18 protein-coding genes are annotated in these 19,462 nt (G+C 75.4%); 15 read left to right on the top strand and 3 right to left on the bottom strand.

What is annotated here, in order from left to right; genetic code table 11:
• Positions 1–59 precede the first annotated feature (59 nt).
• Positions 60–1,754, top strand: coding sequence for an alpha-keto acid decarboxylase family protein (locus HLA93_RS14325; protein ID WP_222195063.1), 1,695 nt, complete (start codon positions 60–62; stop codon positions 1,752–1,754).
• 9 nt (positions 1,755–1,763) lie between these two features.
• On the opposite strand, the gene pnuC is transcribed toward HLA93_RS14325, so the two are convergent.
• Entirely contained in the window at positions 1,764–2,474 is a 711-nt protein-coding gene (pnuC, locus tag HLA93_RS14320) for a nicotinamide riboside transporter PnuC (protein ID WP_308128136.1), read from the bottom strand.
• Between the two features lie 77 nt (positions 2,475–2,551).
• On the opposite strand from pnuC, the gene HLA93_RS14315 reads away from it, so the two are divergent.
• From HLA93_RS14315 to HLA93_RS14285, 7 genes are all read left to right on the top strand, one after another.
• Entirely contained in the window at positions 2,552–3,520 is a 969-nt protein-coding gene (locus tag HLA93_RS14315; protein WP_308128135.1) for a serine/threonine dehydratase, read from the top strand.
• 72 nt (positions 3,521–3,592) lie between these two features.
• Positions 3,593–4,810, top strand: coding sequence for an ROK family transcriptional regulator (locus tag HLA93_RS14310; protein ID WP_222195062.1), 1,218 nt, complete (start codon positions 3,593–3,595; stop codon positions 4,808–4,810).
• 306 nt (positions 4,811–5,116) lie between these two features.
• Positions 5,117–6,700, top strand: a complete 1,584-nt coding sequence (locus tag HLA93_RS14305; RefSeq protein WP_308128134.1) for a sugar ABC transporter ATP-binding protein — start codon at positions 5,117–5,119, stop codon at positions 6,698–6,700.
• Positions 6,700–7,857, top strand: a complete 1,158-nt coding sequence (locus HLA93_RS14300; protein ID WP_222195061.1) for an ABC transporter permease — start codon at positions 6,700–6,702, stop codon at positions 7,855–7,857. Before HLA93_RS14305 ends, HLA93_RS14300 begins: the two co-directional genes overlap by 1 nt.
• Positions 7,858–8,004: 147 nt before the next feature.
• Positions 8,005–9,060: a substrate-binding domain-containing protein gene (locus HLA93_RS14295; protein WP_222195060.1), complete on the top strand. Its 1,056-nt coding sequence runs from the start codon at positions 8,005–8,007 to the stop codon at positions 9,058–9,060.
• A 74-nt stretch (positions 9,061–9,134) separates the two neighbouring features.
• Entirely contained in the window at positions 9,135–10,316 is a 1,182-nt protein-coding gene (locus HLA93_RS14290) for a Gfo/Idh/MocA family protein (protein ID WP_222195059.1), read from the top strand.
• 101 nt (positions 10,317–10,417) lie between these two features.
• The gene (locus tag HLA93_RS14285; protein ID WP_222195058.1) at positions 10,418–11,425 is read left to right on the top strand and encodes a sugar phosphate isomerase/epimerase family protein; all 1,008 of its coding nucleotides are present in this window, start codon (positions 10,418–10,420) and stop codon (positions 11,423–11,425) included.
• A 43-nt stretch (positions 11,426–11,468) separates the two neighbouring features.
• Here the strand turns inward: HLA93_RS14285 and HLA93_RS14280 are convergent, their stop codons facing one another.
• A complete protein-coding gene (locus HLA93_RS14280; protein WP_308128133.1) occupies positions 11,469–12,740 on the bottom strand; it encodes a D-arabinono-1,4-lactone oxidase in 1,272 nt (423 codons plus the stop codon).
• Between the two features lie 76 nt (positions 12,741–12,816).
• Between HLA93_RS14280 and HLA93_RS14275 the strand changes: the two genes are divergently transcribed.
• From HLA93_RS14275 to HLA93_RS14245, 7 genes are all read left to right on the top strand, one after another.
• Entirely contained in the window at positions 12,817–13,188 is a 372-nt protein-coding gene (locus tag HLA93_RS14275) for an ArsR/SmtB family transcription factor (protein ID WP_222195056.1), read from the top strand.
• A complete protein-coding gene (locus tag HLA93_RS14270; protein WP_222195055.1) occupies positions 13,185–13,805 on the top strand; it encodes an SRPBCC family protein in 621 nt (206 codons plus the stop codon). Before HLA93_RS14275 ends, HLA93_RS14270 begins: the two co-directional genes overlap by 4 nt.
• Positions 13,806–13,882: 77 nt before the next feature.
• Positions 13,883–14,911, top strand: coding sequence for an Atu2307/SP_0267 family LLM class monooxygenase (locus tag HLA93_RS14265; RefSeq protein WP_222195054.1), 1,029 nt, complete (start codon positions 13,883–13,885; stop codon positions 14,909–14,911).
• Positions 14,912–15,185: 274 nt separating this feature from the next.
• Positions 15,186–16,301: a lysylphosphatidylglycerol synthase transmembrane domain-containing protein gene (locus HLA93_RS14260; protein WP_222195053.1), complete on the top strand. Its 1,116-nt coding sequence runs from the start codon at positions 15,186–15,188 to the stop codon at positions 16,299–16,301.
• 36 nt (positions 16,302–16,337) lie between these two features.
• Positions 16,338–16,973, top strand: coding sequence for a class I SAM-dependent methyltransferase (locus HLA93_RS14255; RefSeq protein ID WP_222195052.1), 636 nt, complete (start codon positions 16,338–16,340; stop codon positions 16,971–16,973).
• A complete protein-coding gene (locus tag HLA93_RS14250; protein ID WP_222195051.1) occupies positions 16,973–17,533 on the top strand; it encodes a hypothetical protein in 561 nt (186 codons plus the stop codon). The genes HLA93_RS14255 and HLA93_RS14250 overlap by 1 nt, the downstream gene beginning before the upstream one ends.
• Positions 17,530–17,907, top strand: a complete 378-nt coding sequence (locus HLA93_RS14245) for a DUF4267 domain-containing protein (protein WP_222195050.1) — start codon at positions 17,530–17,532, stop codon at positions 17,905–17,907. The genes HLA93_RS14250 and HLA93_RS14245 overlap by 4 nt, the downstream gene beginning before the upstream one ends.
• 10 nt (positions 17,908–17,917) lie before the next feature.
• Here the strand turns inward: HLA93_RS14245 and HLA93_RS14240 are convergent, their stop codons facing one another.
• A complete protein-coding gene (locus tag HLA93_RS14240) occupies positions 17,918–19,459 on the bottom strand; it encodes an ATP-dependent DNA ligase (RefSeq protein WP_222195049.1) in 1,542 nt (513 codons plus the stop codon).
• Positions 19,460–19,462 lie beyond the last annotated feature (3 nt).

Below are 19,462 nucleotides of genomic sequence, written 5' to 3'. Positions count from 1 at the left end.
ACCGCTCAACGTGTCGCCCCTTCCTTGCGCATCCTCGCAGTCCGATCATGCTCACGGCCATGTCCGTCGTCGACGCCCTCCCCGCCGTGACCGACCGGCCCATCGCCACCGTCTCGGTCGCCGAGTACCTGGGCCGCCGACTGCGCCAGGCCGGTGTCGAGCACCTGTTCGGCGTCCCCGGCGACTTCAACCTCGACCTGCTGGACGGGCTGGCCACCGTCGACGGGCTGGCCTGGGTCGGCTCGGCCAACGAGCTGGGCGCCGGGTACGCCGCGGACGCCTATGCCCGCCGCCGCGGCCTGGGCGTGCTGGTCACCACCTACGGGGTCGGTGAGCTGAGCGCGCTCAACGCCGTGGCCGGCAGCGCCGCGGAGGACGTGCCCGTGCTGCACGTGGTCGGCTCCCCGCGGACGGCGAGCGTGGCCGCCGGCGCACTTCTGCACCACACCCTGGCCGACGGCGACTTCGACCACTTCACCCGGGCGGCCGCCGAGGTGAGCGTGCGGACCGAGGTGCTGACCCGGCACCGGGCGGGCGAGCAGATCGACGCGGCCGTGCTGGCGGCGATGACCCACCGCCGGCCCGCCTACTTGAGCGTCCCGCAGGACGTCGCCACCGCCCGGGTCGACGCCACCCCGCTGGAGGTGCCGCTGCGCGCGCACTCCGACGCCGCGGCCGTGTGCCGGTTCGAGCGGCTGGTCCGGGCGCTGCTCGCCGAGGCCCGCCGCCCGGTCGTCGTCGCCGGCCACCTGGTGGCCCGGTTCGGTCTCGGCGCCGAGCTGGCCCGGATCTGCCGGCGGTCGGGCATCCCGGTGGTCACCCAGATCTCTGCCCGCGGGGTGGTCGGCACCGACGCGCCGTTCGCCGGCGACAGCTGCGGCGACATGCTGGACCCGGCGACGACCGCCCTGGTCGACCGGGCCGACGTGGTGCTGCACGTCGGCACGGTGCTCACCGCCGAGCTCACCGGCTTCGGCACCGCCCGCCGGCCGGACGAGCGGACGGTCGCCCTGCACGCCACCGAGGTCACCCTCGGGGCCGAGCGGCTGGGCGACGTGCTGTTCCCCGACGCGCTCGGCGCGCTGGGCCGGGCGGTCGCCGGCTCGTCGTGGGAGCCCGTCGTCCCGGGCACCCCGGCGCGCGGCTGGACCGACGACCCGGCCGACGCCGGCGCACTCACCCAGCGCTCGTCCTGGCAGCTGCTGCAGGCCTGGCTGCCGGCGCACACCGCGCTGCTGGCCGACACCGGCACCGCCTTCTGGGGCGCGCTGAGCCTGCGGCTGCCCACCGACACCGTCTGGGTCGGCCAGCCGATCTGGAACTCCATCGGCTACGCGCTGCCGGCGGTGCTCGGCCAGGGCCTGGCCGACCCCGTCCGCCGTCCGGTGCTGCTCATCGGGGACGGCGCGGCGCAGATGACCGTGCAGGAGCTGGGCACCATCGCCGCCGCCGGCCTGGCGCCGGTGGTGGTGCTGCTGGACAACCGCGGCTACACCATCGAGCGGGCGCTGCAGAGCCCGGACGCCACCTACAACGACGTGCCCGCCTGGGACTGGGAGGCGGTCGTCACCGGCCTCACCGGGGGGCGGAGCCGGTACCGCTCGGCGGCCACCACCGACGAGCTCCGGGCGGCGCTGGCCGAGGCCACCGAGCTCCGGGACGAGCTGGTGTTCGTGCACGTGCGGCTGGGCCGCGACGACGTCCCGCCGCTGCTGCGGCTGCTCGCCGAGCGCGCCACCGCCGCCCGCGGCTGAGCCGGTCGGTCAGCCCACCGCCTCCAGGGACGGGTCGGCCGCCCCGGCCACCGCCGACCGGTGCACCCGCAGCCAGGTCACGAAGCCCCACACGCAGAAGGCGCCGTAGACGACGTAGAGCAGCGCCGAGGGGTAGTAGCCGGCGCGCAGCAGCAGCGGCACCCCGACCGCGTCCACGGCCACCCAGACCAGCCAGAACTCCAGGTACCCGCGGGCCATGCCGTAGGTGGCCAGCATGCTGCCGACGAAGATCCACGCGTCGGCCAGCGGCCCGAAGCTGCCCAGCCGGGTCAACGCCCACCAGGCCACGAGGACTCCGGCCGCGGTGGCCAGTGCCAGGGTCAGCCGTTCCTGCCCGGTCGCCCAGCGCGGGCTGACCGCAGCCGCGTCGGCGCCGGTGGCCCGGTTGCGGTGCCAGCGCCACCAGCCGTAGGCGCTGACGGCGAAGAAGAGCACCTGCCGGCCGGCCTGCCCGTACAGGTCGGTGTCCTGCGGGGTGGCGAACACCCCACCGAGGAAGACGGTGAACAGCAGGACGTTGGCGATCATCCCGACCGGCCACGCCGCCGTCCGCCGGCCCATGCCGAGCACCGCGCTGGCCAGGCCGATCCCGTTGCCGATGATCTCCCGCCACAGGACGTCCGCGCCCAGCACGTGCACGTGCGCGTCGAGCAGCCAGCCCATGGCCGTCCTCCCGCAGGTCAGGGCCGGTCCGGCCACTGGTCACGTCCGGGAGTGAGAAGCCGGCCGGCTCCTCGGTTCTTCCCGCCCGGCCGCCCCGGCCTAGCCTCGTCGCCGTGACGGCACAGGAGGACCCGGACCAGGCGCTGCCGGCGCCGGTCACCCGCGACGAGGTGGCGGCCGCGGGCCGCCGGATCGCCGGCCGGGTGCGCCGGACGCCGACCGTGGAGTGGGCGGTGCCGCTGCCCGGCGGGCCTGTGCCGGTGGTGCTCAAGCTGGAGTTCCTGCAGCACACCGGCTCGTTCAAGGCCCGCGGCGCGCTCAACCGGCTGCTGGCCGCGCCCCGGCTGCCCGACCTGGTGGTGACCGCCTCGGGCGGCAACCACGGGCTGGCGGTGGCGCACGCCGCCCGGCAGCTGGGCCTCCCGGCCGAGGTGTACGTGCCCGAGACGGCGCCGGCGGTCAAGGTCGCCGGCATCCGGGCGCTCGGGGCCACGGCGGTGCTCGCGGGCTCCTCCTACGCCGAGGCAGCCGCAGCCAGCCGGGAGCGGTCGCAGGCACCCGGCGCGCTGGCCGTGCACGCCTACGACGACCGGGACGTCGTCGCCGGGCAGGGCACCGTCGCCGAGGAGCTGGACGCGCAGGTGCCCGGCCTGGACACCGTGCTGGTCGCCACCGGCGGCGGCGGGCTGATCGGTGGCATCGCCGCCTGGTACGGCGACACGGCCCGGGTCGTGTCGGTGGAGACCCACGGCACCGCGGCGCTGTCCGCGGCGCTGACCGCCGGCCGGCCGGTGGACGTCGAGGTCGGCGGGCTGGCCTCGGACGCCCTCGGTGCCCGCCGGGTCGGCGGCCACGGGTTCAGCACCGCGCTGGCCACCGGCGTGCGGGCGGTGCTGGTCGACGAGGACGCCGTCCGGGCCGCGCGCCGGCTGCTCTGGCAGGAGCTGCACGTCGCCGCCGAGCCCGGTGGGGCGACGGCGCTGGCCGGTCTGCTGGCCGGGGCGTACGTGCCGGCGGCGGGGGAGCGCGTCGGCGTGGTCGTCTGCGGCGCCAACGCCGACCCGGCCGACCTCACCGGCTGAGCCGGCTCCCTCCCGGCCGGTCCGCACGCCGCGTGTGCCGCCGGTCACCGGTCCGCGTGCCACCATGACGTCGTGGTCCACCCCTCCGCCTCGGCCGGCGCGCTGCTGCACCACGTGCGCACCGGCCGGGCGCACAGCCGGGCGGAGCTGGTGGCGCTCACCGGGGCCTCGCGGAACACCGTCAGTGCGCGGGTCGACCAGCTGATCGGGGCCGGCTTGCTGGAGGAGGGCGGCCGCGGCTGGAGCACCGGCGGGCGGCCGCCCACGCTGCTGCAGTTCAACGCCCGGGCCGGCTGCGTGCTCGCCGTCGACCTGGGCGTGACCAGCGTCGACGTCGCGGTGACCGACCTGTCCGCGCAGGTGCTGGCCACGGTCGGGCACCCGATCGACATCGCCGAGGGCCCCGGCCCGGTGCTCGCCGAGGTGGACCGGCTGGCCCAGCTGGTGCTCGCCGAGGCCGGGCGCACGCCGGCCGACGTCTGCGCCGTGGGGGTGGGGGTGCCGGGGCCGGTGGAGTTCTCCACCGGGCGGCCGGTCCACCCGCCGATCATGCCCGGCTGGCACGACTTCCCGATCCCCAGCGCCTTCGCCCGCTACGACTGCCCGGTGTACGCCGACAACGACGTCAACGTGATGGCGTTGGGCGAGATGGGCGTGGCCGGCTCGGTGGAGGACGTGCTGGTCGTCAAGGTGGGCACCGGCATCGGCTGCGGGATCATCGTCGACGGCCGGGTGTACCGCGGGGCGCAGGGCAGCGCGGGCGACATCGGGCACATCTCGGTGTCGCCGCCGGGTGGCCGGCCGGTGGTCTGCCGCTGCGGCAACGAGAACTGCCTGGAGGCGATCGCCGGGGGCGGGGCGCTGCTGCGTGACGCCCAGGCGGCCGGGCTGCCGGTCGCCACCACGCGTGAGCTGCTGGAGCTGGCGGCGCGGGGCGACGGGCCCACCCTGGAGCTGGTCCGCGACGCGGGCCGGACCATCGGCACGGTGCTGGCCAGCCTGGTCAACTTCTTCAACCCGCACCGGATCGTGATGACCGGCGGGGTGGCGCAGGCCGGGGCCCCGCTGCTGGCCGGCATCCGGGAGGCCGTCTACGGTCGCTCGCTGCCCCTGGCCGCCCGGGCGCTGGACATCACCGTCAGCGACGCACCCGACCTCTCCGGCCGGCTCGGCGCGGCGCTGATGGCGATCGAGGGGTTCCTGGACGAGGAGTCGGTCACCCGGCTGCTGCCCGCCGACGAGGCCGGCCCGGCCCGGGCCGCCGTGCGCGGCAGCTCGCCCACTCGCTGACCCCAGCGTTCCCGGTCCGGCCCGCGCACGCTGCGCGCCGGGTCTGATCACCTCGCATCCGGCACGCGACGGCCCGGCCCGCGCTGCTGCACTGCCGGCCCACGGCCCCGCACCCAAGCTGACCCCTGCGCGGTCGGTGGCCGAGCGCCCGCCGGTTGCGGTTCGGTAACGCGGCGCCGGCACCTTGACCCTCCTGTGAGCGTGGTCATATGGTCTGCCCGCAACGTACTTCTGTTCAGTGTTGAGCAAAAGTCTGGAGTTGGTCCTGATGCCCGGCGCAACCGGTCCCGACCGCGGAGAGCGCGCGTGAGCACGTCCGTCGCGTCGCCGTCCGGCGGACCGTCGCTGCCGTCGACGCCGCTGCTGGAGATGCGCGGCATCGTCAAGCAGTTCCCCGGCGTCCGCGCCCTGGACGGCGTGGACCTCGACGTCCGGGCCGGCGAGGTGCACTGCCTGCTGGGCCAGAACGGCGCCGGCAAGTCCACGCTGATCAAGGTCCTCGCCGGCGCGCACCAGCCCGACGCCGGGGAGATCCGCTGGGAGGGCGAGCCGGTCACCCTCGGCGACCCGCAGGTGGCGATGGCCCGGGGGATCGCGACGATCTACCAGGAGCTGGACCTGGTCGCCGGGCTGACCGTCGCCGACAACGTCTTCCTCGGCCGGGAGCGGTCCCGGCTCGGCATCACCCGGCCGGCAGCGGCCAACCGTGCCGCCGGTGAGCTGCTCGCCCGGCTCGGCCACCCGGAGATCCGGCCCACCGCCGAGGTCGGCTCGCTGTCCGCGGCGGCCCAGCAGATGGTCAGCATGGCCCGCGCGCTGTCCCAGGACGTCCGGCTGATCGTGATGGACGAGCCGTCGGCGGTGCTGGACGGCGAGGAGGTCGACCACCTCTTCCAGGTCGTCCGCGAGCTCACCGCGCAGGGTGTCGCCGTCGTCTACATCTCCCACCGACTGGAGGAGATCCGCGAGGTCGGCGACCGGATCACCGTGCTCAAGGACGGCCGCACGGTGGCCACCGGGCTGCCGGCCCGGGAGACCTCCACCGCCGAGGTCATCACGCTGATGACCGGCCGCACGATCGAGTACGTCTTCCCGGAGCGCCGCGAGTTCCCCGGCCGGACCGCCGAGCCGGTGCTGGAGGTGCGGGACCTGTCCCTCCTCGGCAGGTTCAGCGACGTCTCCTTCGCCGTCCGGCCGGGGGAGGTGCTCGGCCTCGCCGGGCTCGTGGGCTCGGGCCGGTCGGAGATCCTGGAGACCGTCTACGGCGCCCGGCGGGCCACCACCGGCACGGTGCAGGTCACCGGACGCCGGCTGCGGCCCGGCGACGTGGCCGCCGCCGTCGACGCGGGGGTCGGGCTGGCGCCGGAGGAGCGCAAGAGCCAGGGCCTCCTGCTGGGCGAGCCGATCTACCGCAACATCACCCTCGCCAGCCTGGCCCGGTTCGCCCGCGGGGGCTACCTGTCCGGAGGAGCGGAGAAGCAGGCCGCCCGGGAGCAGGCCGAGGCGCTGGACCTGCGGCCCGTCGACGTCGACCGCGAGGTCCGCACGCTGTCCGGCGGCAACCAGCAGAAGGTCGTGCTGGCCCGCTGGCTGCTGCGCGACTGCACGGTGCTGCTGCTCGACGAGCCCACCCGGGGCGTCGACGTCGGCGCCCGCTCGGAGATCTACGCGCTCATCCGGGCGCTCGCCGACCGCGGGGTGGCCGTGGTGGTCGTCTCCAGCGAGATCCCGGAGGTGCTCGGCCTGGCCGACCACGTGCTGGTGGTGGCCGACGGCGCCGTCGTCGCCCGCGCCCCCGCCGGGGAGCTCGACGAGCACCGGGTGCTCGACCTGGTCATGGAAGGAGCGGCCGCCACCGACGGCGCCGCACGCGAAGGGGACGTGGCGTGATGAGCGAGACCACCACAGCGACACCGCCGGCGGGCAGCACCACCGGGGCCGCCGACGAGGGCGGCAAGGGCCCGGGCCTGCTGGCCGGTCCGCTGGGCCGCAACCTCGGGCTGGTCGTGGCCCTGCTGCTGCTCTGCGTCGTCGGCGCCGTCACCGCGCCCGGGCGCTTCGTCGACGTGGACAACGTGCTGACGATCCTGCGGCTGGCCGCGGTCGTCGGCGTGGTCAGCGTCGGGATGACCTTCGTGATCATCGGCGGCGGCATCGACCTGTCGGTGGGTGCGCTGGTCGCGCTCTCCTCGGTCTGGGCCACCACACTGGCCACCCAGGCGATGGCCGAGGACTTCCACTGGATCGTCATGGTGGTCACCGCCGTCCTGGTCGGCGCCGGTGCCGGGCTGGTCAACGGGATCGTCATCGCCTACGGCAAGCTCGTCGCCTTCATCGCGACCCTGGCGATGCTCGCGGCCGCCCGCGGCCTGGCAGAGATCATCGCCAACCGGCGCACGCAGATCGTCCAGGACCGGGGCTTCCTGGAGTTCTTCGGCGGCGACGTCCTCGGCATCCCCACCTTGGTGATCATCTTCGCCCTGGTCGCGGCGGCCGGCTGGGTGCTGCTCAACCGCACGACCTTCGGCCGCCGCACCTTCGCCGTCGGCGGCAACGCCGAGGCCGCCCGGCTGGCCGGCATCAGGGTGCAGCGGCACACCGTCTGGCTGTACGTGCTGTCCGGGGTCACCTGCGGCATCGCTGCCGTCATGCTCATGGCCCGGACGACGACCGGCAGCTCCACCCACGGCACGCAGCTCGAGCTCGACGCGATCGGCGCCGTCGTCATCGGCGGGACGCTGCTGGTGGGTGGGCGCGGCACCATCGTCGGCACCGTCCTGGGCGTGCTGATCTTCACCACGCTCGGCAACGTCTTCACGCTGAACAACCTGTCCAGCTCCGCGCAGGCGGTGGCCCGCGGCGTGATCATCGTGCTCGCCGTCCTGCTGCAGCAGCGGCTGGCCGCCGGTGGGGCCCGCCCCCGCAAGAAGGCCCGCGGCGCAGCCACCCCGGGCAGCCCGGCCGGCGCGCTGCCCGGCGGGTCGGCCACCCCGGGTGGGCCGGCCGGCGCACGACCTGGCGACTCCGGCGGCCGACCCCCGACCTGAGTCCACTCAGACCTGATCCCGTCCCGGCTCCGAGCCGCTGCGCGGGACCAGCCACCGGCGACCGGCCCGTCCGGCCTCCGGCGCACCACCCGATCCACCCCCGACTCCTGGCAGTGCAGCCAGGACGGCGATCTGCGAGGAGAGAACATGTCTGCAACGAGGCAGCGTCCGTACGGTCGCCTGCTGTCCACCGCCGTCTGCCTGGTGGGTGCCGGTGCCCTGGTGGCCGGCTGCACCAGCAACACCCCGGAGAGCTCCGGCTCCGACGACGGCGGCAGCAACGTCGCCAGCTCCAACGACGAGACCGGCGAGACGGTCCGGATCGGCTTCTCCGCACCGGCCGCCGACCACGGCTGGATGGCCGGCATCAGCAACGCCGCCCAGGCCGAGGCCGACCGCCACGAGGACGTCGACCTGATCGTCGCCGAGGGCACCAACGACGTCAGCGCGCAGATCGCCCAGGTGGAGACGTTCATCAACGAGGGTGTCGACGCGATCGTGCTGCTGCCCTTCGACGGTGCCGCGCTCACCCCGGTGGCGCTGCGGGCGATGGAGGCCGGCATCCCGGTGATCAACGTCGACCGGGAGTTCTCCAGCCCGTTCGCCGCCCGCGCCACCATCCTGGGCGACAACTACGGGATGGGCGTCTCCGCCGGCACCTACATCTGCTCGCGGCTGGGCGACCAGCCCGACGCGGTCGTGGCCGAGATCGCCGGCATCGACTCGCTGCCGCTGACCCAGGAGCGCAGCCAGGGCTTCGCCGACGCGCTCGCCGACTGCGGCCTGGATGTCGACAACCGGGTGGCCGCGGAGTTCACCGTGGAGTCCGGCGAGGAGGCGGCGGCGAACCTGCTGCAGGCCGCCCCGCAGATCGACGCGCTGTGGAACCACGACGACGACCAGGGCGTCGGCGTGCTGGCCGCGATCAACAACGCCGGCCGGGACGAGTTCTTCATGGTCGGCGGCGCCGGTTCGGCCAACGCGATGCGGGACATCCAGTCCGGCGAGTCGGTGCTGGAGGCGACCGTCATCTACCCGGCGACCCAGGCCGCCGACGGCATCGCGCTGGCCCGGCTCGTCGCCCAGGGCAAGAGCATGTCCGACCTGGTGTCGCAGGAGGTGCCGCGGGAGATCGTGCTGAACGCGCCGGTGGTCACCGCCGAGAACGTCGACCAGTACATCGACGACGCGTTCGAGTCCTGACCTCCCCGACCGGGTGCCGCCGGTGACCGCACCGGTCACCGGCGGCACCGGTCCCGTCGTCCCTGGAGCCTGTGATGACCCACCCCGCCCGGCCGCCGTTGCGCGTCGGCCTCATCGGCCACGCCTTCATGGGCGCCGCCCACTCCCATGCGTGGCGTACCGCGCCCCGCTTCTTCGACCTCCCGCTGGACCCTCAGCTGACCGTGCTCGCCGGCCGGGACGCCGCCCGCGTCACCGAGGCCGCCGACCGGCTCGGCTGGTCGTCGACCGAGACCGACTGGCAGCGGCTCCTCGAACGCGACGACGTCGACCTGGTCGACATCTGCACCCCCGGCGACACCCACGCCGAGATGGCGATCGCCGCGCTGGCGGCCGGCAAGCACGTGCTGTGCGAGAAGCCGCTGGCCAACACGGTGGCCGAGGCCGAGGCGATGGCCGCCGCGGCCGAGCGGGCCGCGGCCTCCGGCGTCCGGGCGATGGTCGGCTTCACCTACCGCCGGGTGCCGGCGGTCGCCTTCGCCGCCCGGCTGGTCGCCGACGGGCGGCTGGGGGAGATCCGGCACGTGCGCGCCCAGTACCTGCAGGACTGGATCGCCGACCCGGCCGCCCCGATGTCCTGGCGGCTGCAGCGGGAGAAGGCCGGCTCCGGCGCGCTGGGGGACATCGGCGCGCACATCGTCGACCTCACCCAGTTCATCACCGGCCAGCGGATCACCGGCGTCAGCGCCGTGCTGGAGACCTTCGTGCGCAAGCGCCCGCTGCCGGCCAGCAGCGGCAAGCTCGGGGGCGTCGGGGGAGAGGGCATGGGCGAGGTCACCGTGGACGACGCCGCCGTCTTCCTCGGCCGGTTCACCGGGGGCGCGCTGGCCACCTTCGAGGCCACCCGCTTCGCCCTCGGCCGGAAGAACGCCATCCGGATCGAGGTCAACGGCTCGGCCGGCAGCCTGGCGTTCGACTTCGAGGACATGAACGTCCTGCACTTCTACGACGGCAGCGAGCCGGCCGCGACCGCAGGCTTCCGCCGGATCGTGGTCACCGAGCCCGAGCACCCCTACGTCGGCGCCTGGTGGCCGGCCGGTCACGGGCTGGGCTACGAGCACGGCTTCACCCACCAGATCGTCGACCTGGTCACCGCGCTGGCCGCGGGTGAGCAGCCCACGCCGTCCTTCGCCGACGGGCTGCAGGTGCAGCGGGTGCTCGACGCCGTGGAACGCAGCGCGGCCGCCCGCTCCACCTGGACCGACATCCCCACCTGACCCGCCCCCCGCGCTTGCGCGCGCGAACCGCGCGCGGTTTCGCGCGACCAAGTGCGCGGGGGTTGCCGACACCCCGTCCGTTCGTTCGAGGAGGACCAGCGATGCCCCGCCCCGTCACCCTGTTCACCGGCCAGTGGGCCGACCTTCCGTTCGAGGAGGTGTGCCGGCTCGCCTCCGGGTGGGGCTACGACGGCCTGGAGATCGCCTGCTGGGGCGACCACCTCGACGTCGTCCGGGCCGCCGAGGACCCGGCCTACGTCAAGGAGAAGCTCGACCTGCTGGAGCGGCACGGCCTGCAGGTGTTCGCCATCTCCAACCACCTCAACGGCCAGGCGGTCTGCGACGACCCGATCGACGAGCGGCACCGCGGCATGGTGCACCCCCGGGTGTGGGGGGACGGCGACCCCGAGGGCGTCCGGCAGCGGGCGGCGGAGGAGATGAAGGCGACCGCGCGGGCGGCCCGGGCCCTGGGCGTGGACGTCGTCGTCGGCTTCACCGGGTCGAGCATCTGGAAGACCGTGGCGATGTTCCCGCCGGTGCCCGAGTCGATGATCGAGGCCGGCTACGCCGACTTCGCCGACCGGTGGAACCCGGTCCTGGACGTGTTCGACGAGGTCGGCGTCCGGTTCGCGCACGAGGTGCACCCCTCGGAGATCGCCTACGACTACTGGACGACGGTGCGCACCCTGGAGGCGATCGGCCACCGCGAGGCGTTCGGGCTGAACTGGGACCCCAGCCACTTCGTCTGGCAGGACCTCGACCCGGTCGGCTTCCTCTGGGACTTCAAGGACCGGATCTACCACGTCGACTGCAAGGACGCGAAGAAGCAGGTCGGCAACGGCCGCAACGGCCGGATGGGCTCGCACCTGCCCTGGGCCGACCCGCGGCGCGGCTGGGACTTCGTCTCCACCGGTCACGGCGACGTCCCGTGGGAGGCCTGCTTCCGGATGCTCAACACCATCGGCTACACCGGGCCGATCTCGGTGGAGTGGGAGGACGCCGGCATGGACCGGCTGGTGGGTGCCCCCGAGGCGCTGGCCTTCGTCCGCCGGCTGGCGTTCGACCCGCCGGCGGCGGCCTTCGACGCCGCGTTCGCCAGCGGCAACTGAGCCCCCGGTCGCGGGAGCCACGGGGGCTCCCGCGACCGGTAGGTCAGCCGGCGCGCAGGACGTACCGCTCGAGCCAGTCGTTGGTGAAGGCGCCGCGCGGGTCGAGCCGCTGCACCAGCGCGACGAAGTCGGCGTGATGGGCGTACCGGGGTGCCAGCGTCGCGGCGTCGGCGAGGAAGAGCTTGCCCCAGTGCGGGCGGGCACCCAGCGGCAGCAGCGCCGCCTCCAGGTCGACCAGCAGTGCCTCCACCTCGGCCTGCGCCGGCACCCAGGTGAAGTGCAGTGCCACCGAGTCCTGCTCGTGCGCGGTGCTCATCCAGAGGTCGTCGGCGGCGACGGTGCGGATCTCGCAGGTCTGCAGCAGCGGCCGGATCCGCGGGCCGAGCCGGAGCAGCGCCTCCAGCGCCGGGACGGCGTCGGCGCGGGGGAGCAGGAACTCGGACTGGATCTCGTCGCCGTTGCTGGGGGTGAAGCCCATCCGGAAGTGCGGCAGGCGGTCCGACCACAGCCCGGGCTCGCCCAGCTGCGGGGTGGTCGGGGTCGGGTCGATGCCGGGGATGGGGTGCCGCTCGCCGTCGGCCTCGCGGGCGCCGAACAGCTCGCCCTCCGGGCCCGGCCCGGCGTCGGTGCGCGACTTCACCCAGACCATGTCCACGGCGTCGCCGAAGAGGGTGAACAGGCTGACGCTGTAGCCGCTGGAGACCACGTCCTCGAAGTGCTCGAACAGTGCAGCCCACGGCAGCTGGTCGAACACCCGCTGCCGCACCTCGAAGGCGGGCTCGACGTCCAGGGTCACCCGGGTGACCACGCCGAGCGCGCCGAGGCCGACGACCAGGCCGGGGAAGTCGGTGTCGCCGCGGGCCGCCCGGAGCAGCTCGCCGTCGGAGGTGACCAGCTCCAGCCCGGCCACGGCGCCGGCCAGGTTGCGGTTGCCCACGCCCGAGCCGTGGGTCGCGGTGGCCACCGCCCCGGCGACGGAGATGTGCGGCAGTGAGGCGAGGTTGTGCAGGGCCAGGCCCTCGCGGTGCAGGGCGGTGACCAGCTCGCCGTAGCGCAGGCCTGCGTCGACGGTGACCGCGCGCCGGTCGGCGGCGACGGCGACGTCCGTGCCGGTCATGGCCTCGAGGCTGACCAGCTCGGCGGAGTCGGGGATCGCGGTGAAGGAGTGCCGGGACCCCAGGGCGCGCAGCCGGGGGGTGCCGGCCACCAGTTCCTGGAGCTCGGCCAGGCTCTCCGGCCGGTGCAGCGTGCTCGCGCCGTACTCGTAGTTGCCGGCCCAGTTGATCCCTGCCCACTGCACTGCCACATCGGTCACGCCCCAGTGTCCCGCGATCCGTCGTTCGTGCACGCGGACGTTGTCCCCCATAAGGGAAGACTTATACAGTTCGGCTGTGCACGCGTTGGACGTCCTCGGCGACCCGGTGCGGCGCCGGCTGCTGGAGCTGCTCGCCGACGGCGAGCAGCCCGCCGGGCAGCTCGCCGCCGCGGTGCACGCCGAGTTCGGCATCTCCCAGCCCGCGGCGTCCCAGCACCTGAAGGTGCTGCGGGAGAACGGGTTCGCCCGGGTGCGCGCCGAGGGCACCCGGCGGCTCTACGCCGTCGACACCGCGGCGCTGCGCGAGGTCGACGCCTGGCTCGAGGGTTTCCGGCGGTTCTGGGACCAGCGGCTCGACGCGCTGGCCACCGAGCTCGCGCGGGGGAAGCGGTCCCGTTCCACCACCGCGGGCGAGGGTCCCGTGGTCCGTACGGAGGAGGAGCCATGAGAGACCTCGTCGACGAGATCGTCCCTGCCCACCGGGACGTCGTCCGTCGTGGGGACGGCGACGCCGAGCTGATCGCCGTCACCGCCCGCCGCCGGTACGACGCCGCCGTGTCCGACGTCTGGGACGCGGTGACCGACCCGGCCCGGCTGGCCCGCTGGTTCGCCCCGGTCAGCGGCGAGCTGCGCGAGGGTGGCGCCTTCCAGGTCGAGGGCAACGCCGGGGGAGAGGTGACCGCGTGCGACCCGCCGCACGGCTTCACCGTCACCTGGGGCGGGCCGGAGAGCGTCGTCCGGCTCAGCCTCACCCCGGACGGCGAGGGGACCGAACTGGCGCTGGAGCACTCGGTGCCGGTGGCCTTCGCCGGGAGCGGAGCCGGCGCCCTCTACGTCGGGCCGGGCTGGGACATCGCCGTGCTGGGGCTGGCCCTGTTCCTGCGCGGCGAGGACGTCGGCGACCCGGCCGCCTGGGAGGGCACGCCGGAGGTCGCCGGCTACAACGCGGCCTCGATCGCGGCGTGGAGCGAGGTCGTCCGGGCGAGCGGGACGGCGACCCCCGAGGAGGTCGACGGGGCGGTCGCCGCGGCCCGGGCGCAGTTCACCCCGGACGCGGTCGGCTGATCCCGCCAGGTCTGGTTCACTGGTGGTTGAGCGTTGAACGGACACCGGCCGTCGGCGCGCGACCTCCAGGAGGACCCATGCACATCGGCGTCGACAGCTTCGTCGCAGCGGTGACCGACCCCGGGACCGAGCGCCTGGTCGGACCCGAGGAGCGGATGGAGCACCTGCTGGAGGAGATCGCCCTCGCCGACCAGGTCGGGCTGTACTCCTTCGGGATCGGGGAGCACCACCGCCCCGAGTACTACGACTCGGCGCCGGCGGTCATCCTCGCCGCCGCGGCCGCCCGCACCTCGCGGATCCGGCTGGGCAGCGCGGTCAACGTGCTCAGCGCCGCCGACCCCGTGCGGGTGTTCCAGGAGTTCGCCACCCTCGACCTGATCTCCAAGGGCCGCATCGACCTGGTCGTGGGCCGCGGGTCGTTCACCGAGGCGTTCCCGCTGTTCGGGCTCAGCCTGGCCGACTACGACACGCTGTTCACCGAGAAGCTCGACCTGCTGCTGCAGATCCGCGACTCCGAGCACGTCACCTGGTCCGGCCGGCACCGCCCGGCGCTCACCGGGCAGGGCGTCTACCCACGGCCGCTGCAGGACCCGCTGCCGATCTGGGTCGGCGTCGGCGGCAGCCCCGAGTCCTTCGCCCGCGCCGGGCTGCTCGGCCTGCCGCTGATGGTGGCGATCATCGGCGGGGAGCCGCGCCAGTTCGCCCCGCTGATCGACCTCTACCGCCGGGCCGGGGCGCAGGCCGGGCACGCGCCCGAGGCGCTGCAGGTCGGCCTGCACGTCTTCGGCTTCGTCGCCGAGAGCACCCAGGCCGCCGCGGACACGATCTACCCCGGCTGGCACGAGATGTTCACCAAGGTCTCCCGGGAGCGTGGCTTCGCCCCGCCGTCCCGCGCCCAGTTCGACGCCACCAGCGGACCGGACGGCGCCTTCTTCATGGGCGACCCGGACACCGTGGCCGAGAAGCTGGTGCGCATCTCCGGCCAGCTGGGCGGGGTCGACCGGATCTCGCTGCAGATGACCAACCCGCGGCTGGCGCACGCCGACCTGCTGCGCGGGATCGAGCTGCTCGGCACCGAGGTGGCCCCGCGGGTCGCCACCGCCTGAGCCGCTGACCGAGCCGTTGCCCGGCCGCTGGCCGAGCCATCCGAGCCGGGGCCTGGCAACCGGTCGCCCAGGGCCGGGTCGCGGGTGCAGCCGGGCCACGGGGTGGGCCGGCCGTGACGCCTGACCACCGCCTGACCCCGGTGGTGGGCGCGGCGACCCCGGTCCCGGCGGCGGCTTGGGAGGATGGGCGCATGCCCTGCCTCCTCGCCGTCCTCCCGCGGCGCCGTCCGGGACGTGTCGTCCCCGGGTCGGCGCCGGCCGCGAGGTCGGCACGGTGACCGGGGGAGGGGTGACCGGGCCACCGGAGCAGGTGGCCGTCGCCGCTGCCGGCACCGGCCGGCACGACCCGCCCTCCGCGGGTCGCCGCCGCACCGCCGTCGCCGGCCTGGCGCTGCGGGCCGGCCTGCTCGTGGCCGCGGTGGTGCTCGTCGCCGCCTTCCACGACCGGATCGCCGAGTGGTGGGACGGGCTGGTCGGTGTCCGCTGGTCGTGGGTGCTGCTCGCAGCCGGGATCTCGCTGCTGTCGATGCACTGCCTGGTGCTGCAGCAGCGCGGGCTGCTGCGCGCCGGTGGTGGGCGGGTCCCGCTGCTGCACGCCACCACGACGATCTACGCCGGCAACACGATCTCCGCGACGGTGCCGGTCGCCGGGGCGGCCGCCAGCGCCGCCTACACCTACCGGCGGCTGCACGCGCTGGGCAACAGCACCGCCCTGGTGGGCTGGGCGCTGGCGGTCTCCGGCATCGTGGCCACCGCCACGCTGGCCGTGGTGCTCGCGGTCGGCTCCGCGCTGACCGGGTCGCTGGTCGGCGCGCTCGGCGCGTTCGTGGCCACCGCGGCCGGCGTCGTGCCGATCGTGGGCGTGGTGCTGGTGCTGCGGCACGAGCGGAGCCGGACGGTGGTCGTGCGGCTGGTCGGCCGCACCGCCGGTGTGCTGGCGCGCTGGGTGCCCGCGCTGCGCGGCGCGCACGTCGACCAGCGCATCGACGACCTGTTCACCTCCCTGGGCGCGTTCCGGCTCGGTCCGGCCACCGGCGGCCGCGCCTTCCTCCTCGCCCTGGCCAACTGGGTGCTCGACATCGGCTGCCTGGCCCTCGCCCTGGTCGCCGTGGGCGCGCCCGTGCCCTGGCAGGGGCTGGTGCTCGCCTGGGCCGCCGGCGCGCTGGTCTCCTCCGCCCGGCTGACCCCCGGCGGGATCGGCGTGGTCGAGGCCGCGCTGGTCGCCGCCCTGGTGGCCGCCGGCATGCCGGCCAGCCAGGCGGTCCCGGCGGTGCTGGTCTACCGGCTGGTCAGCCAGTGGCTGCTGATCGGCCTCGGGGCGGTGCTCCTGGTCGCCACGCCGGGGTCACCCGCGCGCCGGCCGCGTGGCCGGAGGGGGCCGGCCGCCTGACGGTTGTGCCCGCCGGTGACGGGGCACCACGGGACCGTGCCCGACACACCCGCGCGCTCCGCCGTCCCCTCGACCGTGGTCGACGCCAACCGGCTCTGGGTGGACTCCCGGCTGCGCGCCCGCGCGCAGCGCCAGGTGGAGGCACCCCGGCTGCTGCGACTCGGGGGGCCGGTGCCCGGCGGCCGGGTGCTCGAGCTCGGCACCGGACGGCGCGGCACCGGGCTCCGACTGGCGCTGGACACCTTCGGCGCCGCGCACGCCGACGGCGTGGAGCTCTTCCCCGCCAGCGCGGACGCCTGCCGCGCGGCGGTGGCCGACCTGGGCGACCGGGTGTCCGTCGCGGCCGGGGACGCCACCCGGCTGACCGCACCCGACGGGAGCTACGACGCCGTCTTCGGCTACCACGTGCTGCACCACGCCGAGGACTGGCGGGCCGTGCTGCGCGAGGCCGCGCGGGTGCTGCGTCCGGGTGGCCGGCTGTACTCCTGCGAGATGACCGCCCGGATCGTCGACAGCCGGCCCCTCCGTGCGGTCTCCCGGCACCCCGCCGACGGCGACCGCCCCACCCCGGCCGGCCTGGCCGCCGCCTGCCGCGCCGCCGGGCTGGAGGTGACCGCCCAGGAGACCCGGGTGGCCGGCTGCTGGACGGCGCTCGTCGCCACCCGGGCCTGATGCCCGCACCATCGGGCACGCTGCGCGCGGCACTCGGCGTGCTGCGCCGGCACGCCCGCACCGCCTGGCTGGTCGCCCTCGCCGCCACCCTGGTCAACACCGTGCCCGACGTGCTCCGTCAGGTGCTGGTCTGGGACGACCCGCGGCTGGGGGCGGCCCTGGCCGTGGACGCCGTCGGCTTCACCACCGGCCTGATCGCCCAGCTGTGGGTGACCGGTGCGCTGGCCGGGCTGCCCGCCGGCCGCGGCGCCGAGACCGCCGGGGCGCTGCGCCGCGGCGTCGTCCTGGCCGCCCGCGCGGTGCGGCGGGCGCCGGGCACCGTGCTGGCCGGGGTCGTCGCCGGTGGCGCGGTGTCGGCGCTGCTGACCATCCCCGTCTCGGTCGCCGCCCTCGGCGCGGACCGGGTGCTCGGGCCGCTGGACTCACCGGGGGTCGGCGCCTTCACCGTGGCCGCGGTCAGCGACCTGGTCGCCAGCGCCGCGACACTGCCCTTCCTCGCCGTGGTCCTGGTGCTGGCCTCCGGTTGGCCGGCGCGGCCACCGGGCACCAGCCCTGCATGACGAACGACTGGGACGGGACCCGCAAGACGATCGGGTCGTTGTCGATCTGGCTGGGCACCGGGGCGCTGTTCGCGCCGCGGGCGATCACCCGGGTGCTGGGGGTGCGGGAGGAGGCCACCCGCACCGACGTGGCGCTGCCACTGCTGGTGCGGCTGATCGCCGCCCGCAACATCGCCATGGGCGCCGCGCTGCTGGTCACCCCTGCGCCCCAGGCTCGGCGCACCACCGAGGTCACCCTGCTGCTCACCGTGCTCGACGCCGCCGCCGTCCTGGTCGGCCGCCGCGGCGGGGACGTCGCCGGGCGCAGCGCCGGTCTGTCGCTCACGGTGCTGTCGCTCGCCGCGGCGGGCGCGGCCCGCTGGCACCGCCGCTGACCGCGGGGGATCAGTCGGCCGGGTGCCCGGCGAGCAGGGCGCGCACCGCGTCGAGCGTGTCGGCCTCGGCCGCGGTCTTGTCCGGCCGGTAGCGCAGCACCCGGGCGAAGCGCAGCGCCAGCCCGCCGGGGTACCGCGTGCTGCGCTGCGCGCCGTCCAGCGCGATCTCCACCACCAGCTCCGGCCGCAGCCGTAGCCCCCACTCGGCCCGCTCGGCGGTGAGCTCGGGGAACGTGCGGGTCTGCCAGTCCAGCAGCTCGTCGGTCATCCCCTTGAACGTCTTGCCGACCATCAGCGGCTCACCGCCGTCGGGGTCGCGGGCGCCCAGGTGGATGTTGGACAGCCGGCCGCTGCGCCGGCCGTAGCCCCACTCGGCGCCGAGCACCACCAGGTCCAGGGTGTGCACCGGCTTGACCTTCTGCCACGCCCGGCCGCGGCGACCGGCGGCGTACGGCGCGTCCAGCGCCTTGACCACCACGCCCTCGTGCCCGGCGGCCAGCGCCTCCTCGAGCACCCCGGCCGCCTGCTCCGGGGTGGGCCGGCGCACCCCGGGCATCCGGAGCGCGGCGTGCTCCTCGGCGGCGAGCAGCCCGGCCAGCGCGTCCAGCCGGACCGCCAGCGGCTCGTCCAGCAGGTCACGGCCGTCCAGGTGCAGCACGTCGAACAGGAACGGGCTCAGCAGCACCCCGGCGTCCGAGGCATCGCTGCCGAACCGGCTCATCGTGTCCTGGAAGGCCCGCGGCCGGCCGTCGTCGTCCAGTGCGAGGGTCTCGCCGTCCAGCACGGCGGTGGTGCAGGGCAGCGCCCGGATCCGCTCCACCAGCTCGGGGACGCCGTCGGTGACCTCGCGCAGCGTGCGGGTCCACACCCGGACGAGGTCGCCGTCCCGGTGCACCTGGATCCGGGCGCCGTCCAGCTTGGTCTCCACGGTCACCTCGCTGCCCAGGTCGGCGAGCGCGGCGTCCAGCGACGACCCCGGGCTGGCCAGCATCGGCCGCACCGGCCGGCCGACCTCCAGCCGCACCGCGACGAGCGCGTCGACCCCGCCGGTGAGGGCCAGGGCAGCGGTCTCAGGCAGCCGGCCGGAGAGCATGAACGCCCGGCGGAGGGTCGGGGCCGGCACGTCGGCGGCGGTGGCGACCGCGTCCAGCACGACGCCCTCCAGCGCACCCTGGCGCAGCTCCCCGGTCAGCAGCCGCACCAGGAAGTGCTGCTCGTCGGCGGTGGCGGCGCCCAGCAGGGTGCGCAGCAGGGCGTCCCGGCGGGCCGCCGAACCGGGGCCGGTCACGCCGGCCAGCTCGGCCAGGGCCCGGTCGACGTCGAGCACGGTCAGCGACGGCTCCGGCGCGGCGGGGCCGGAGAGCGCGGAGAGGGTGCGCCACCCGATGCCCAGCCGGCCCTGGCGCACCTCGCCGGACAGCCAGGCGGTCACCGGCTCCACCTCCTCCGCGGCGGCCCGGCGGAGCAGGTCCGCGATCGCCGTGGCCTTCGCCGTCCGGGACCTGGTGGCGGTGACGGCGGCAGAGGTGGCGAGGACGTCGGTGAGCAGCACGCC

Source organism: Modestobacter italicus (assembly GCF_019799965.1).
Taxonomy (GTDB): domain Bacteria; phylum Actinomycetota; class Actinomycetes; order Mycobacteriales; family Geodermatophilaceae; genus Modestobacter; species Modestobacter italicus_A.
This window is presented reverse-complemented; position numbering and strand designations above follow the sequence as displayed.

Bases quoted from the DNA above. Each gene is read 5' to 3' on its own strand.
- HLA93_RS14285 (WP_222195058.1), top strand. From the start codon at position 10,418: ATGCCCCGCCCCGTCACCCTGTTCACCGGCCAGTGGGCCGACCTTCCG.
- HLA93_RS14325 (WP_222195063.1), top strand. From the start codon at position 60: ATGTCCGTCGTCGACGCCCTCCCCGCCGTGACCGACCGGCCCATCGCC.
- HLA93_RS14270 (WP_222195055.1), top strand. From the start codon at position 13,185: ATGAGAGACCTCGTCGACGAGATCGTCCCTGCCCACCGGGACGTCGTC.
- HLA93_RS14300 (WP_222195061.1), top strand. From the start codon at position 6,700: ATGAGCGAGACCACCACAGCGACACCGCCGGCGGGCAGCACCACCGGG.
- HLA93_RS14250 (WP_222195051.1), top strand. From the start codon at position 16,973: ATGCCCGCACCATCGGGCACGCTGCGCGCGGCACTCGGCGTGCTGCGC.
- HLA93_RS14245 (WP_222195050.1), top strand. From the start codon at position 17,530: ATGACGAACGACTGGGACGGGACCCGCAAGACGATCGGGTCGTTGTCG.
- HLA93_RS14265 (WP_222195054.1), top strand. From the start codon at position 13,883: ATGCACATCGGCGTCGACAGCTTCGTCGCAGCGGTGACCGACCCCGGG.
- HLA93_RS14290 (WP_222195059.1), top strand. From the start codon at position 9,135: ATGACCCACCCCGCCCGGCCGCCGTTGCGCGTCGGCCTCATCGGCCAC.
- HLA93_RS14295 (WP_222195060.1), top strand. From the start codon at position 8,005: ATGTCTGCAACGAGGCAGCGTCCGTACGGTCGCCTGCTGTCCACCGCC.